At 67.5% G+C, this 14,181-nt stretch carries 15 protein-coding genes; 5 read left to right on the top strand and 10 right to left on the bottom strand.

All coding sequences use genetic code 11. The features are described 5' to 3' along the window. Positions 1-92: 92 nt before the first annotated feature. A complete protein-coding gene (locus JE033_RS13455) occupies positions 93-1,307 on the bottom strand; it encodes an NADP-dependent isocitrate dehydrogenase (RefSeq protein WP_200332285.1) in 1,215 nt (404 codons plus the stop codon). Positions 1,308-1,571: 264 nt separating this feature from the next. On the opposite strand from JE033_RS13455, the gene JE033_RS13450 reads away from it, so the two are divergent. The 5 genes from JE033_RS13450 (at position 1,572) to JE033_RS13430 (ending at position 5,221) form a co-directional block, all read left to right on the top strand. Continuing rightward, positions 1,572-2,654 (top strand): ABC transporter ATP-binding protein, encoded by a 1,083-nt coding sequence (locus JE033_RS13450; RefSeq protein ID WP_090152476.1) that lies wholly within the window; start codon positions 1,572-1,574, stop codon positions 2,652-2,654. 170 nt (positions 2,655-2,824) lie between these two features. Beyond that, the gene (locus tag JE033_RS13445; RefSeq protein WP_200332283.1) at positions 2,825-3,277 is read left to right on the top strand and encodes a GNAT family N-acetyltransferase; all 453 of its coding nucleotides are present in this window, start codon (positions 2,825-2,827) and stop codon (positions 3,275-3,277) included. Between the two features lie 3 nt (positions 3,278-3,280). After that, positions 3,281-4,189: an EamA family transporter RarD gene (gene rarD, locus JE033_RS13440; RefSeq protein ID WP_200332281.1), complete on the top strand. Its 909-nt coding sequence runs from the start codon at positions 3,281-3,283 to the stop codon at positions 4,187-4,189. A gap of 19 nt (positions 4,190-4,208) precedes the next feature. Further along, positions 4,209-4,523, top strand: a complete 315-nt coding sequence (locus JE033_RS13435) for a metal-sensitive transcriptional regulator (protein WP_090152154.1) — start codon at positions 4,209-4,211, stop codon at positions 4,521-4,523. Positions 4,524-4,582: 59 nt separating this feature from the next. Continuing rightward, complete coding sequence (locus JE033_RS13430) at positions 4,583-5,221, top strand: chlorite dismutase family protein (protein ID WP_200332279.1); 639 nt, start codon at positions 4,583-4,585, stop codon at positions 5,219-5,221. 30 nt (positions 5,222-5,251) lie between these two features. Here JE033_RS13430 and ccsB read toward each other — a convergent pair whose 3' ends face one another. From ccsB to JE033_RS13385, 9 genes are all read right to left on the bottom strand, one after another. Beyond that, entirely contained in the window at positions 5,252-6,193 is a 942-nt protein-coding gene (gene ccsB, locus JE033_RS13425; RefSeq protein WP_200332606.1) for a c-type cytochrome biogenesis protein CcsB, read from the bottom strand. A 108-nt stretch (positions 6,194-6,301) separates the two neighbouring features. Further along, the gene (locus JE033_RS13420; protein ID WP_090152161.1) at positions 6,302-7,294 is read right to left on the bottom strand and encodes an SRPBCC family protein; all 993 of its coding nucleotides are present in this window, start codon (positions 7,292-7,294) and stop codon (positions 6,302-6,304) included. Positions 7,295-7,351: 57 nt separating this feature from the next. Then, on the bottom strand, positions 7,352-7,732 hold the full coding sequence (locus JE033_RS13415; protein ID WP_090152164.1) for a helix-turn-helix transcriptional regulator: 381 nt from the start codon (positions 7,730-7,732) through the stop codon (positions 7,352-7,354). A 67-nt stretch (positions 7,733-7,799) separates the two neighbouring features. After that, on the bottom strand, positions 7,800-8,447 hold the full coding sequence (locus tag JE033_RS13410; RefSeq protein WP_090152167.1) for a DedA family protein: 648 nt from the start codon (positions 8,445-8,447) through the stop codon (positions 7,800-7,802). Positions 8,448-8,464: 17 nt separating this feature from the next. Beyond that, on the bottom strand, positions 8,465-9,190 hold the full coding sequence (locus JE033_RS13405; protein WP_200332277.1) for a VTT domain-containing protein: 726 nt from the start codon (positions 9,188-9,190) through the stop codon (positions 8,465-8,467). A 115-nt stretch (positions 9,191-9,305) separates the two neighbouring features. Continuing rightward, positions 9,306-10,181 carry a bifunctional methylenetetrahydrofolate dehydrogenase/methenyltetrahydrofolate cyclohydrolase gene (locus JE033_RS13400; protein ID WP_200332275.1) on the bottom strand — a complete coding sequence of 292 codons (876 nt, stop codon included), beginning with the start codon at positions 10,179-10,181 and terminating at the stop codon, positions 9,306-9,308. Between the two features lie 3 nt (positions 10,182-10,184). Continuing rightward, positions 10,185-11,468, bottom strand: coding sequence for a serine hydroxymethyltransferase (gene glyA / locus JE033_RS13395; RefSeq protein WP_200332273.1), 1,284 nt, complete (start codon positions 11,466-11,468; stop codon positions 10,185-10,187). Positions 11,469-11,683: 215 nt separating this feature from the next. Continuing rightward, positions 11,684-11,887: a YbdD/YjiX family protein gene (locus JE033_RS13390; RefSeq protein ID WP_346058274.1), complete on the bottom strand. Its 204-nt coding sequence runs from the start codon at positions 11,885-11,887 to the stop codon at positions 11,684-11,686. Next, positions 11,888-14,158, bottom strand: coding sequence for a carbon starvation CstA family protein (locus JE033_RS13385; RefSeq protein WP_200332271.1), 2,271 nt, complete (start codon positions 14,156-14,158; stop codon positions 11,888-11,890). Positions 14,159-14,181: the final 23 nt, after the last annotated feature.

The raw sequence follows: 14,181 nt of genomic DNA, 5'->3' as shown, positions 1-14,181 counted from the left end.
AAGCCGCACCCGCTCATCCCGGGCACACGAAAACGGGGACCGGCGCCGAAGCACCGATCCCCATTTCACCGCGCGCATTCGCGCCGAACGCACTAGGCCAGACGGGCAGCCAGGTTCTCGTCGATCGAAGCGAGGAACTCCTCGGTCGTCTGGTAGCCCTGATCCGGGCCGACGAGCAGCGCAAGGTCTTTCGTCATCTTGCCCGACTCGACCGTCTTGATGACGACGTCTTCGAGGGTCTCGGAGAAGGCGATCAGCGCCTGGTTCTGATCGAGCTTGCCGCGGTGCGCGAGGCCGCGCGTCCAGGCGAAGATCGAGGCGATGGGGTTGGTCGACGTCGGCTTGCCCTGCTGGTGCTGACGGAAGTGGCGAGTGACGGTGCCGTGGGCGGCCTCCGCCTCCACCGTCTGACCGTCGGGGGTCATCAGCACGGAGGTCATGAGTCCGAGCGAGCCGAAGCCCTGCGCCACGGTGTCCGACTGCACGTCGCCGTCGTAGTTCTTGCAGGCCCAGACGTAGCCGCCCTCCCACTTCATGGCCGAGGCGACCATGTCGTCGATGAGTCGGTGCTCGTAGGTGAGGCCGCGCTCTTCGAACTGCTCCTTGAACTCGGCGTCGAAGACCTCCTGGAAGATGTCCTTGAACTGGCCGTCGTAGGCCTTGAGGATGGTGTTCTTCGTGGAGAGGTACACCGGGTAGTCGCGTGAGAGACCGTACTTGAACGATGCGCGAGCGAAGTCGCGGATCGAGTCGTTGAAGTTGTACTGGCCCTGGATCACGCCGCCGTTCTCGGGCAGGGTGACGACCTCGAACTGCTGCGGCTCGGAGCCGTCGGCGGGCTCGTAGGTCAGTGTGACCTTGCCCGGGCCGGCCTTGAAGTCGGTCGCCTTGTACTGGTCGCCGTGCGCGTGGCGGCCGATGATGATCGGCTTGTTCCAGCCGGGCACCAAGCGGGGAATGTTCGAGATGATGATGGGTTCGCGGAAGACGACGCCGCCGAGGATGTTGCGGATCGTGCCGTTCGGGCTGCGCCACATCTTCTTCAGGCCGAACTCTTCGACGCGGGCCTCATCGGGCGTGATCGTCGCGCACTTGACGCCGACGCCGTGCTTCTTGATGGCATTGGCCGCGTCGATCGTCACCTGGTCGTCGGTGGCGTCGCGGTGCTCCATGCCCAGGTCGTAGTACTCGAGCGTGACGTCGAGGTACGGGTGGATGAGGCGGTCCTTGATGAACTGCCAGATGATGCGGGTCATCTCGTCGCCGTCGAGTTCGACGACCGTGCCTTCAACCTTGATCTTCGCCAACGCTTCTCCCGTTTTTCGTCGTATATGAGCCGGGATTCATTCTACCCGAGTCCGTTTGAGTATCTCGACATCGAGATATATTCGCCCCGATGCCGCCCCGTTGCGGCCCTCCTGCCGCCGCACGTCGCGTGCGCCTCACCCGTAGCGCCTGGCCCCATCGCTCCCCTAATGTGGGTCTCACCCGAACCGGGTACCGACGGCGATGCAGCCGTCTTCCACTGCAACGGATCGTCCGGCACGTGCCTGCCGGCAGAGGAGTTCATCATGGCAACAGTTACGTTCGACAACGTCACCCGGGTCTACCCGGGTGCTTCGCGCCCATCGGTCGATGCGCTCGACCTCGACATCGGGGACGGTGAGTTCCTCGTGCTGGTCGGCCCATCGGGTTGCGGCAAATCCACCACGCTGCGCATGCTGGCCGGGCTGGAGGAGATCGACGGCGGTCACATCCTCATCGGCGAGCGCGACGTCACCGACGTTCCCCCGAAGGATCGCGATATCGCGATGGTCTTCCAGAACTACGCGCTGTACCCCCACATGACGGTCGCCGACAACATGGGCTTCGCCCTCAAGATCGCCGGCGTCTCGAAGACGGAGCGCGAGGAGCGCGTGCGCGAGGCCGCTCGGATGCTCGACCTCGAGGAGTTCCTCGACCGCAAGCCGAAGGCGCTCTCGGGCGGCCAGCGGCAGCGCGTCGCGATGGGCCGCGCCATCGTGCGCCAGCCTCAGGTCTTCCTGATGGATGAACCGCTCTCGAACCTCGACGCGAAGCTGCGCGTGCAGACCCGCACGCAGATCGCGTCCCTGCAGCGCCGGCTCGGCGTGACCACGGTCTACGTGACGCACGATCAGACCGAGGCGCTCACCATGGGCGATCGCATCGCTGTGCTCAAAGAGGGTGTGCTGCAGCAGATCGGCACTCCGCGCGACCTGTACGAGACCCCGAACAACGTGTTCGTGGCCGGCTTCATCGGGTCGCCCGCGATGAATCTGCTGCCTGCGACGATCACGGGCGACGCGGCGCGATCCGGATCGCTCGACATTCCCCTGGAACCCTCCATCCGCAGCGCCGCGGCGAGCGGGGCGCTCACCATCGGCATGCGGCCGGAAGATCTGACGGTCGTGCCGGAGGGAGACGCCGGGATACGGGTGGAGGTCGATCTCGTCGAGGAGCTCGGCGCCGACGGCTACCTGTACGGGCACGCCGACGTCGACGGAGTGCGCACCGAGGTCGTGTCGCGGGTCGACGGGCGCGTGCACCCGGAGGCCGGCGAGACCGTCACTCTCGCCCCCAACCCCTCGCGAGTGCACGTATTCGACGGGGAGTCGGGCGCTCGCCTCTCCTGACGCTCGTGCCCGCTTCCGGATCGGGGTCGATCTCCGGGCACTCGCCGACCCGGCGACGCCCCGAAACCGACCCCGATCCGCGTCGGGCCCGCCGCCGGCGCCGCGGAGCGGCCGCCGAAGATCCTGCACCTTCTCCTTGCGCGAACGGCGCGAGGCGCTAGCCTTGATTCATGAGCGACCTGAGACTCGAAGAGCTTTCCGCAGCGACCATCGTCGCGGTGAATACGCTGGGCTTGAAGCGGGGCCAGGAGCAGTTCATCACGCCCGTCTCCTACGCGGCGGCAGCGGCGGTCACGCCCGCGCACACGGCGTGGCAGCGCGTCGTCCTGCGCGATGACGAGGTCGTCGGGTTCATCCACGGCAACTTCGATCCCGACGCCTCCCAGGAGGAGTTCAAGGCAGCGCTCTGGCGCATCAACGTCGACGCCGAGGAGCAGGGAACGGGCGTCGGCACCTTCGCCGTCAAGGCGCTCATCGAAGAGGCTCGGCGCCGCGGGTTCGAGCGCGTCACCGTGCTCTGGGAGCGCGGCGAGGAGGGACCGGAGGGGTTCTTCCTGCACATCGGCTTCGCCCCGATCGGCGAGACGCCGTACGGCGAGGTCATCGGCGCAATCGATCTCTAAGGAGTGACCGGCTCGCTGAGCCGCGACTCGAGAGGGGCGATCGTTTCGGTCGCCTCTTCTGTGCTGTTCGCGGGAATCTACTTCGTCACGCCGCTGCTCGCCCCGGCCCCGGCTGAGGCGATCTGGGCGCTGCGCACACTCTGCGCGATTCCCATCATCGCCCTCGCGCTCCTCGCCGCACGGCAGTGGCATCTCGTGGCCGAGCTCGGCCGCAGACTCCGGCGCACGCCGCTGCTCGTGCTCGGAGTGATCGCATGCGGCGCGCTGATCGCCGTTCAGCTCTGGGTGTTCACCTGGGCACCGCTGCACGGGCGCGGCCTGCAGGTCGCCCTCGGGTACTTCCTCCTCCCCCTGATGCTCGTGCTCGTCGGCAAGTTCTTGTACCGCGATCGCCTGCTGTGGTGGCAGTGGGCTGCCGCGGGCATCGCCGCGATCGGCGTCGGCTTCGAGCTCGTGCGCGCCGGCGGCGTCTCCTGGGAGACGCTGCTCGTCGCCGTGGGCTACCCCGTGTACTTCGTGCTCAGGAGGGCACTCGGTTTCGCGCACCTGGGCGGTATGTTCTGGGAGTTCCTCGCGATGACACCGATCGCCGCGATCCTGCTGGCGCGCGAGCTCGTCACGGGCACGTCCCTCGCCGTCAACCCGAATCTCCTCTGGTTGGGACCCGTCTTCGGCATCGGCACCGGCATCGCGCTCGTCTGCTACATCCTCGCCTCTCGACTGCTGACGATCAGCGTGTTCGGGCTGCTCAGCTACCTCGAGCCGGCACTCCTCGTCGTCGCATCGATGCTCAACGGGGAGCGCATCGCGTCTGAGGAGTATCCGCTCTACCTCGCCATCTGGGCGGCCGTGCTCGTGCTGATCGGCGGGGGTGTCGTCGGGTTGCTGCGCCGTCGGCGAACGGACGGCTGAACCCGGGTACAGTTCTCGCATGAGCGAAGTCATGGATGCTGCCTGCGCTGAGCACACGCACGGCTACATCGAGCACAAAGACGAACTGTTGAAGCGGCTGCGCCGCGCCGAGGGCCAGGTGCGCGGCGTCCAGCGCATGGTGCAGGAGGACGAGTACTGCATCGACATCCTCACGCAGGTCTCGGCGGCGACGAAGGCCCTGGAGCGCGTGGCGCTCGAGCTCCTGGACGATCACCTGCGTCACTGCGTCGCGTCTGCCGCTGCGGAGGGCGGAGCAGTGGCCGCCGAGAAGCTGCATGAGGCTTCGGCTGCGATCGCCCGGCTGGTGCGCTGACCATCGCGGCCGAGCCGCCGCCCCTTGCATCCCTCGCCTCCGGCCACCACGATGGAGGCATGAGCGAACTCGGAATCGATCCCGCAGCCATCCCTTCTGACGCGCTGGAGAGCGGCGTGCCTGAGACCACGTTCTCGCTCTTCGCGGCGTTCCGCGTGAGTTCGTCGCACCCGGTCGTGCTCGACGGTCGTGACGTGCCCGGCATCGTCCGCGAGCTCGAAGACGTGTCGCGGGAGATCGATGATGAGGGCGTCGTCGTCCGCGGCTGGTACGACGTCAGCGGAGTGCGCTCAGACGCCGACGTGCTCGTCTGGCTGCAGGGGGCCGCACCCGAGGATCTGCAGTGGTCCCTGCGTCAGTTGCGGCGCACGGCGATCGTGCAGCCCCTCATTCGCACCTGGAGCACTCTCGGCGTCGTCGTCGATGCTGCCGCAGCCGATGAGTCGCCGAAGCAGTGGCTCTCCGTGAGCGGGGCGAGCGACCGGCCTGGCCTGGCCGGCGCCTCGGCGGCCGTCTCGGTTCAGTCGGCTGCCACCTGCGGCATCGGCGACACCGACTGGATCGTGACCCGCGAGGCCGACGAGCTCGTCTGGATCGTCGACCATCTGCGCGACGCGGGCGACCGCTCGGGCGTCACCGGCGGCACGATCGCGGGCCGCCTCATCGATCCGGCGGAAATGGTCGAGGTGCTGCAGTAGCCCATCGGCGCACCGCCGCTGGTCTCCCGCTTACAGGCCCGAGTAGGCGTGCAGCCCCTTGAAGAAGACGTTGACGATCGTGAAGTTGAAGATGACCGCCGTGTAGGCGATGACCGACAGCCATGCTGATCGCGTTCCTCGCCAGCCGCGCGTCGCGCGGGCGTGGATGTACCCCGCGTAGAGCACCCAGATGACGAAGGTCCAGACTTCCTTCGTGTCCCAGCCCCAGTAACGGCTCCACGCGGCTTCCGCCCAGATCGAGCCGGCGATGAGCGTGAACGTCCAGAAGACGAACCCGATGATCGCCAGGCGGTAGGCCAGATCTTCCAGGCGCACGGCTGCGGGGAAGGTGGAGAGGAACCGCATGGTCGGCGTGGCGCCCTGCGCGTCGCGCGCTTCGCGTCGGGCTTGGAGCAGCTGCAGCACCGACAGTCCGAACGACAGGGTGAGGAACCCGACTGCGAGCACGGCGACGAGAATGTGGATCACGAGCCAGTACGAGTCGAGCGCCGGCTGCAGCGGGACGATCGCGACGTAGAAGTTCACCTTCGTGACGCCGAGGAACAGGATCGTCATGCCCGTGATCAGCGCGCCGAGGAAGCGCAGGTCGACGAAGAACTGCACGACCAGGAAGATCAGTACGATCGCGCAGGTCGCGGTCAGCGCGAACTCGTACATGTTCGCCCACGGAACGCGCTCCGCCCCGATGCCGCGCAGCACGGTCGCTCCGAGGTGCAGCAGGAACCCGAGGACGGTGAGCGAGAACCCGATGCGCAGCGAGCGTGATCGCCGAGGCTTGATCACGGTACCGATGGCGCGGCTCGGCGGCGCCGTCCGCACCATCGTCACGACGCCGCCGCCGGCCGTCGCCGCCTCAGCGTCGGCGACCGGCGTACGGACCGCTGCGGCGTCACCGCTGCGGTTCGCGAGATCCACCGCGTAGAACACGAATGCGATGGCGTAGACGATCATCGCCGAGTACAGGGCGATGGTCGAGTAGTTTTCCAGTTCCGTCAGCAGCACAGTCCCCTAGAGTAGCCGCTCCCGCTGTGAACGGGGCCCGTCGAGCCCGTCGTTCGCTCAGCCTGCGAGCACGACCTGCTCGAGACGCTGGTAGCCCGTCTCCATGCCCTCGGCCATGCCGGTGGCGAGCACCGCCTCGCGCACGGTCGCGTCCGGGTACGTGATGACGTAGGCGAGCAGTGTGCCGCCGTCGACGGGAACGAGCGTCATCTCATTCAGGGTCTCGGGGCTGCCAGAGCCCTCGGGATCCTGCGGCGAGATCATCCGCTCCGTCGTCACGAGCCGATGCGGTGCGGCTGATTCGACGACGACCCCGGCGAAGCCGAAACGTTCACCGCTCTCGTCGTTCTGCCATTCGGTGCGCAGGCGCTGGCCGACTTCGGCGCCGTACTCGCAGACGGGCATGCTCCAGCCGTCGGGCCCCAGTTGCCAGCGCTGCAAGAGGGAGGGGTCGACGTGTGCCTGCCACACCTGCTCGACCGACCCGCGGATGATGCGGGAGACCCGCGCCTGCGTCTCACCCAGCAGCTGCACTTCGGTCTCGCGCCCGGCGGCGAACGATCGGAGGTCCTCGACGACCGCGTCGATCTGCCCCATCGCAGCGCGCATGCCCTCTTCCATTCCCATCGCCTTGAGCTGTTCGAGCGCTTCGAGCGAACCGAATCGGGAGACGGTGGTGAGTCTGGAGCCGAGGGCCGACTCGGTGAAGGCGAACTCCATGCGCACGGTGGGGAACTCGGTGTTCGGCGTGCCGTCGTCGTTCGCGAAGCCGTCTCGCACCGCGAACGAGTGCGGTGCGTCGACGGACTCCCATTCCCAGTATCCGCAGCTCCGGTCTCCGTCGGGGCCCGTCATGATGTAGTTGCTCACGCCGCCCGCGACCGCGTCGTGGCGGGTGAACGTCGAGGGGTACTCGGGCGGCCCCCAGAAGCGTTCGATCTGCCTGGGATCGACGTAGGCGTCCCAGAGGCGGCGCACCGGGACGGTGAAATCGGCGACCACGGTGAGGGTGTACGCCTCGGTATCGGTCGTGACGGAGGTGATGGGCATGATGTCGACCTTTCTTCGCGTGCCGGGATCGCTGCGTCGGTGCAGCGCCGGCGTGGGTTACTCGGGGCGTTCGGAGAGGAACGCGTCGAGCCGATCGATGCGCGAGCGCCAGATCTGCTCGAAGTGGCCCAGGAGTTCCTGGACCCGACGGATGGTCTCGGGGTTGCCGCAGATGATGCGCTCCCTTCCCTTGGGGGTTCGTGCGACGAGATCCGCTGCTTCGAGCACGCTGACGTGCTTCTGCACCGCCGCGAACGACATGTCGTAGTCGGCCGCCAGCTCGGAGATCGAGGCCTCTGCGGTCAGGGTGCGTCGCACGATGTCGCGCCGTGTCGCGTCGGCGAGGGCGCGGAAGACGCGGTTCACCTGCTCGTCCGTCAGCCCGAGCGCGGGCTCGGCGCTGGCGTCAGCGGACTGGGGCGAGATTTGTGCAACCATTTGGTTGTACTTTAAGGCAGGATCAGCGCGCCGTCAACCGGCGAATGCCGCTCGTTCGCCGAGCGCTCTACGAGGCCCGCTTGCGGCGCGCGTTGCGCACCAGTCGGGCGATCACGAACCACAGGAAGAGCGCGACGATGATCACGATGATGGCGTCGGAGAGCACGCCGCTCCACTGCTCGAGTATCGGCTTGATCGCCGGCCCGAACGCGTACCCCAGTCCGATCCAGATCCCGTTCCAGACACCGGATCCGAGCAGCGTGTACATGCTGAACTTCGCGATCGACATGCGCTCGATGCCCGCGGGAATGGAGATGAAGGATCTGACGAGAGGGACGCAGCGGCCGAGGAGCACCGCCGTGCCTCCCCACCGCGAGAAGAACACTTCCGCACGATCGAAGTCGTCGTGGTCCATGAGCGGGATCTTGCCGACGACCCGACGGGTCCGGTCCCGGCCGAAGGCGGCGCCGATCGCGTACCAGACCCAGGCGCCCACCAGAGCCCCGAGTGTGGCCATCGCCCACGCGAACCAGAAATTCAGCCGCCCCTCGTACGCGAGAAAGCCGGCGCCGGGAAGCAGCGCCTCCGAGGGAATCGGCGGAATGAACGTCTCGAGGAAGACGGCGAGCCCGACCCCCCACTCGCCGATGCGCTCCATCAGCGTCAGGATCCAGCCGATGAGGCCCTCGTACTCGCTGCCCGGGTGCGTATTCATCTGTCTGCGCGCCCTCTTCAGACGATCTCGTCGCCGTCGCGCGAGAGGGGCGCGGCGACCGGAGCCCCGCGCTTCGCACGCCAGTGCGAGAGGGCGCGGAAGAGTTCGATGAGGATCGGGATGCCCGGGATCAGCACGAGGACGATGATGAATACCTCGCTGTACTCGCGCACGAAGGGGATCTGCCCGAGGAAGAACCCGAGGAGGGTCACCCCGACGCCCCAGAGCAGGGCGCCGATCGCGTTGTAGAGGACGAAGTGGCGGTACTCCATCTTGCCGACGCCGGCAGCAGCCGGCACGAATGCGCGGAAGATCGGGAGGAAGCGCGCGATGATGATCGCCTTCGGACCGTGCTTCTCGAAGAACGCGTGCGTGCGCGCGACGTTCTCGGGGTTGAAGAGGCGGCTCTTCTCCCGGTTGAAGACCGCAGGTCCCAGCTTCCGCCCGATCATGAAGCCCATCTGGTCGCCGGCGAAGGCGAAGGCGAAGAGGAGGGCGCACGTGATCCCGATCGGCACATCGATGATGCCCGTCGCGCTGAAGAGCCCGACCGTGAAGAGGAGCGAATCACCGGGGAGGAACGCCAGCACGAGCACGCCCGTTTCCAGGAACACGAAGGCGCACGCGAGCACCAGCGCGATCCACCCACCGGCCTCCAGCAGGGTCTCCGGATCGAGCCAGTCGATGCCGAGCAGCGCAGGGACGGTCGCGATCATGGAGAGTGCGGTGGTCGTCGATGTCACGTGCAGAGCTCAACTTTCGTCGGGATGGGCGGCGGGCACGACGCACACCAGTATGCCGCGCCCGCCTGAAAGTTCGGCATCCCCAACGGGCGGCGCAGAACTTGCAGCACTGGAGTCAGCCGCGCTCAGCCATCTCCACGACGTTCTGCAGCAGAAGCGCACGCGTCATCGGCCCGACGCCGCCCGGATTCGGTGAGACCCACGCCGCGACCTCGGCGACCGAGGGATCGACGTCTCCGACGACACGGCTCTTCCCCGTCACCGGATCGGTCTTGCGCGATACTCCGACGTCGAGCACGATCGCGCCGGGCTTCACATGCTCCGCGCGCACGATGCCCTCGGAGCCGGCCGCAGCGACGATCACGTCGGCCTGCTGCAGGATGCTGCCGAGATCCTGCGTTCCCGTGTGCGTCAGTGTCACCGTCGCGTTGTACTCGCGACGCGTGAGCAGCGGACCGATCGGTCGCCCGACGGTCACACCCCGGCCCACCACCACCACGTGCTTGCCCGCCCATGAGATGCCGTTGCGCTCCACGAGTTCGATCACACCGCGCGGAGTGCACGGCAGCGGCGACGCGATCGGTCGGTTCGCGTTGAGCACGAGCCGCCCGAGGTTCGTCGGGTGCAGTCCGTCGGCGTCCTTGTCGGGATCGATGCGCTCGAGGATCCGATCGGTGTCGATGTGCTTCGGCAGCGGGAGCTGGACGATGTAGCCGGTGCACGCCGGGTCGGCGTTCAGCTCATCGAGCACGGCCTCGAGCTCCTCCTGCGTCACCGACTCCGGGAGGTCGCGCTTGATCGACGCGATGCCGACCTCGGCGCAGTCCCGGTGCTTGCCGGCGACGTACCACTGCGATCCGGGGTCGTCACCGACGAGCACCGTCGCGAGCCCGGGCACGATTCCGCGCTCGCGCAACGCCGACACGCGGCCCGTGAGCTCCTGCTTGATCGCCGAGGCAGCTGCCTTCCCGTCCAGGAGTTCAGCGGCCATCGGTTACCACTCCTCGAGACCGGGGTACAGCGGGAACGCGTCGGCGAGCGCCGTGACGCGGGCCGAGAGCGCATCGACGTCGCCCGACTGCTGCAGCGTCAGTGCGATGATGTCGGCGACCTCGGCGAACTCGGCGTCGCCGAATCCGCGGGTCGCGAGCGCGGGCGTGCCGATCCGCAGGCCCGACGTGACCATGGGCGGGCGAGGATCGAAGGGAACGGCGTTGCGGTTGACCGTGATGCCGACCGAGTGCAGCGCATCCTCCGCCTGCTGCCCGTCGAGCGACGAGTCGCGCAGGTCGGCGAGCACGAGGTGCACGTCAGTGCCGCCCGTCAGCACATCGACGCCGGCTCCGCGCGCGGCCTCGGTCGTCAGCGCCTCGGCCACGAGCTTCGCTCCCGAGAGGGTGCGCACCTGGCGGTCGGCGAACTCCTCCGTCGCGGCGAGCTTGAACGCGGTCGCCTTCGCGGCGATCACGTGCATGAGCGGCCCGCCCTGCTGCCCTGGGAAGACGTTCGAGTTCAGCTTCTTGTGCAGGTCGAGATCGTTGGTGAGGATGAAACCAGAACGGGGCCCGCCGATGGTCTTGTGCACGGTCGACGAGACGACGTGCGCGTGCGGCACCGGGTTCGGGTAGAGGCCTGCAGCGACGAGACCCGCGAAGTGCGCCATGTCGACCCAGAGGGTGGCTCCCACCTCGTCGGCGATCTCGCGGAACTTCGCGAAATCGAGCGTGCGGGGGTAGGCGGACCACCCGGCGATGATCACCTTGGGCCGGTGCTCGAGCGCCTGCTGGCGCACGACATCCATGTCGATGAGGAACGTGTCGGGGTCGACTCCGTAGGAGGCGACCTTGTAGAGCTTGCCGGAGAAGTTCAGCTTCATGCCGTGCGTGAGGTGCCCGCCGTGCGACAGCTCGAGACCGAGGATCGTGTCGCCCGGCTCGGCGATCGCGGAGAGCACGGCGGCATTGGCGGACGCGCCGGAGTGAGGCTGCACATTGGCGTATGACGCGCCGAAGAGCGACTTGGCGCGCTCGCGCGCCAGGTCCTCGGCGACGTCGACGAACTCGCAGCCGCCGTAGTAGCGGCGGCCCGGGTACCCCTCTGCGTACTTGTTCGTGAGCACGGAACCCTGCGATTCGAGCACGGCGCGAGGCACGAAGTTCTCACTGGCGATCATCTCCAGCGTGGAACGCTGGCGGTTGAGCTCGTTCTTGAGGACCTCGGCGATCTCAGGATCGACGACTTCGAGCGGCTCGTTGAAAAAGGCTGACTGGGTGGTCATGCAATGCTCCTCGGTGGTGATTCGCGCGCGAGCGCGGCAACATTTCCGGATCCGACCCAGGCGAGCGGCCGTCCCATGCAAGCAGTGTGTCGTTTCCCGATGGTGACCATCTGTACGCCAGTCGCGACGGGCTCAGCTTAGCAAGCCGCGACGGCGGCGGCGAGCGGTCGAGCCTCGCCCGCTCGCCGTATCGCGGTGCGCCGCCGGCTCGTCGGTCAGCAGCAGCGCGCGCCGGGGTTCCGATCCTGCTCGGCGTAGTGCTCGCGCCAGAAGGTACGCACGTCGGGCACCGGCGCGTCAGGGTGCGCGACGCGAAGATGCGCGACGTAGCGCTCGTACTTGGCGTCGCCGAAGAGCTCGCGGCAGAACCAGCGCAGACGCGCCCCGCCTGCCCCGATCGCGCGCACGAGCCGACGCACTCAGTGCCCCCTCGCGCGCGCCGCATGCGGCTGGTCGTCGGCCCATCGGCGCTCGAGCCTGCGCTCGTTCGGAGTCGCCAGTATGCCGGCAGGAGCATAGGTGCGGGATGCGACCGGCGGATCGCTCGTATCGACGGCCTCCGGGCTTCGGTGCGAGCGGAGTACCGCCAGTACGGCGGCGATGATGACGATGATCGCGAGCGTGACGAACAGGATCGAGAGCGTCCCCTGGATCGCGGTGTTGCGCACGACGGCGCTCATCGCCTCGACTCCCTCTGCCGTGCCGTGCGACGTCTCCCCTGCGGCGAGCGCCTCGCGGAATGCGACGTGATTCGCCCAGTAGCCGATCGCCGGATTGGGCGAGAAGATCTTGAACGCCGAGGCCGTGATCGTGACGACGGCGGTGAGGGCGAGCGGCACGACGACCACCCAGAGGTACTTGAAGTTCTTCTGCGCCGCGACGATGGCCATGACGACGGCGAGGGCGATGGCCGCGAGCAGCTGGTTGGCGATCCCGAAGAGCGGGAAGAGCGTGTTGATGCCCCCCAGCGGGTCGGTGACTCCCATGATCAGGATCGATCCCCATGCCGCGACCATGATCGCGGTCGTGATCCACACCCCGGGACGCCACGAGTTGTCGCCGAACTTCGGCGCGACGTTGCCGATCGAGTCCTGCAGCATGAAGCGGGCGACTCGCGTGCCGGCGTCGACGGCGGTCAGGATGAAGAGGGCCTCGAACATGATCGCGAAGTGGTACCAGAAGCCCATCATGGCCGTGCCGCCGATGAGATCTTTCATGATGTTCGCCAGGCCGAGCGCGAGGGTCGGGGCGCCGCCGGTGCGCGAGACGATGCTCTCCTCGCCGACAGCGGCGGCCATGTCGGTGAGCTGCTGCGCTGAGACGTCGACTCCGGCGAGGCCGAGACCCATGACGAAGTCGACCGCGCCCTGCACGGTGCCGCCCGTTGCTGCTGCGGATCCGTTCATGGCGTAGTAGATGCCCTGATCGAGCGTCACTGCGGCGACCAGCGCCATCAGCGCCACGAATGATTCCATGAGCATGCCGCCGTACCCGATGACGCGGGTCTGCCGTTCCTTCTGCACGAGTTTGGGGGTCGTGCCGCTCGCGATGAGCGCGTGGAATCCGGAGAGGGCGCCGCACGCGATCGTGACGAAGAGGAACGGGAAGATGCTGCCGGTCACGACCGGAGCGGTGTCCGTGAAGGCGAACTGGCTGAGCGCCGGGGCCTCGACGTTCGGCATGACGAGGATCACCGCCGCGGCGAGCAGCAGGATCACGCCGATCTTCATGAAGGTCGAGAGATAGTCGCGCGGCGCGAGCAGCAACCAGACCGGCAGCACGGCCGCGATGAAGCCGTAGATGATGATGCACCAGGCGAGCGTCGTCTTGTCCAGGGTGAACAGGGCCGCGCCCCACTCGGTCTCGGCCACCCATCCGCCGGAGATGATGGCGGCCATCAGCAGCACGAACCCGATGATCGACACTTCCGTGATGCGCCCCGGGCGCAGGTAGCGCAGATACACCCCCATGAAGAGCGCGATGGGGATGGTGAGCCCGACGGAGAAGACGCCCCACGGGCTCTCGGCCAGCGCGTTGACGACGACGAGCGCGAGAATCGCGACGATGATCACCATGATGACGAGGGTCGCGAGAATCGCCGCCGTCCCGCCGATCCGGCCGAGCTGGTCGCGGGCCATCTGCCCCAGGGAGCGGCCTCCGCGGCGCATGGAGAAGTACAGCACCAGGTAGTCCTGCACGGCGCCTGCGACGATCACGCCGACGACGATCCAGATCGTTCCGGGAAGAAAGCCCCACTGCGCCGCGAGGATGGGACCGACGAGCGGCCCGGCGCCGGCGATCGCGGCGAAGTGGTGGCCGTAGAGCACGCGCCGGTCGGTGACGACGTAGTCGCTGCCGTTCGCCCGGTACTCCGCGGGTGTCGCACGGCGGTCGTCCGGTCTCGCGATCTTCCACTCGATGAACTTCGAGTAGAAGCGGTATCCGATGAGATAGGTGCAGACGCCCGCGAACACGAACCAGATGGCGTTCACCGTCTCGCCTCGCGCCAGGGCGAGCATGGTCCAGCCCACCGCTCCCAGGATGCCGACCGCGATCCAGATCGCGATCTTCAGACCGCGGTGCCTGCCCGCGTCCTCCGCGCGCTCGTCATCGCTGAGCGCGACCGGCGGAAGGCCGGGGTCCTGCTCGAAGATCGGGTCAGACGATTCGCCGGTACGTAGCTGCGACATCGATTCACTCCTTTGCGCTGATG

It is taken from the genome of Leucobacter sp. L43 (assembly GCF_016597785.1).
Taxonomy (GTDB): Bacteria; Actinomycetota; Actinomycetes; order Actinomycetales; family Microbacteriaceae; genus Leucobacter; species Leucobacter alluvii.
Note: the sequence above shows the minus strand (reverse complement) of the source record. Positions and strands in the feature narration are given on the sequence as shown.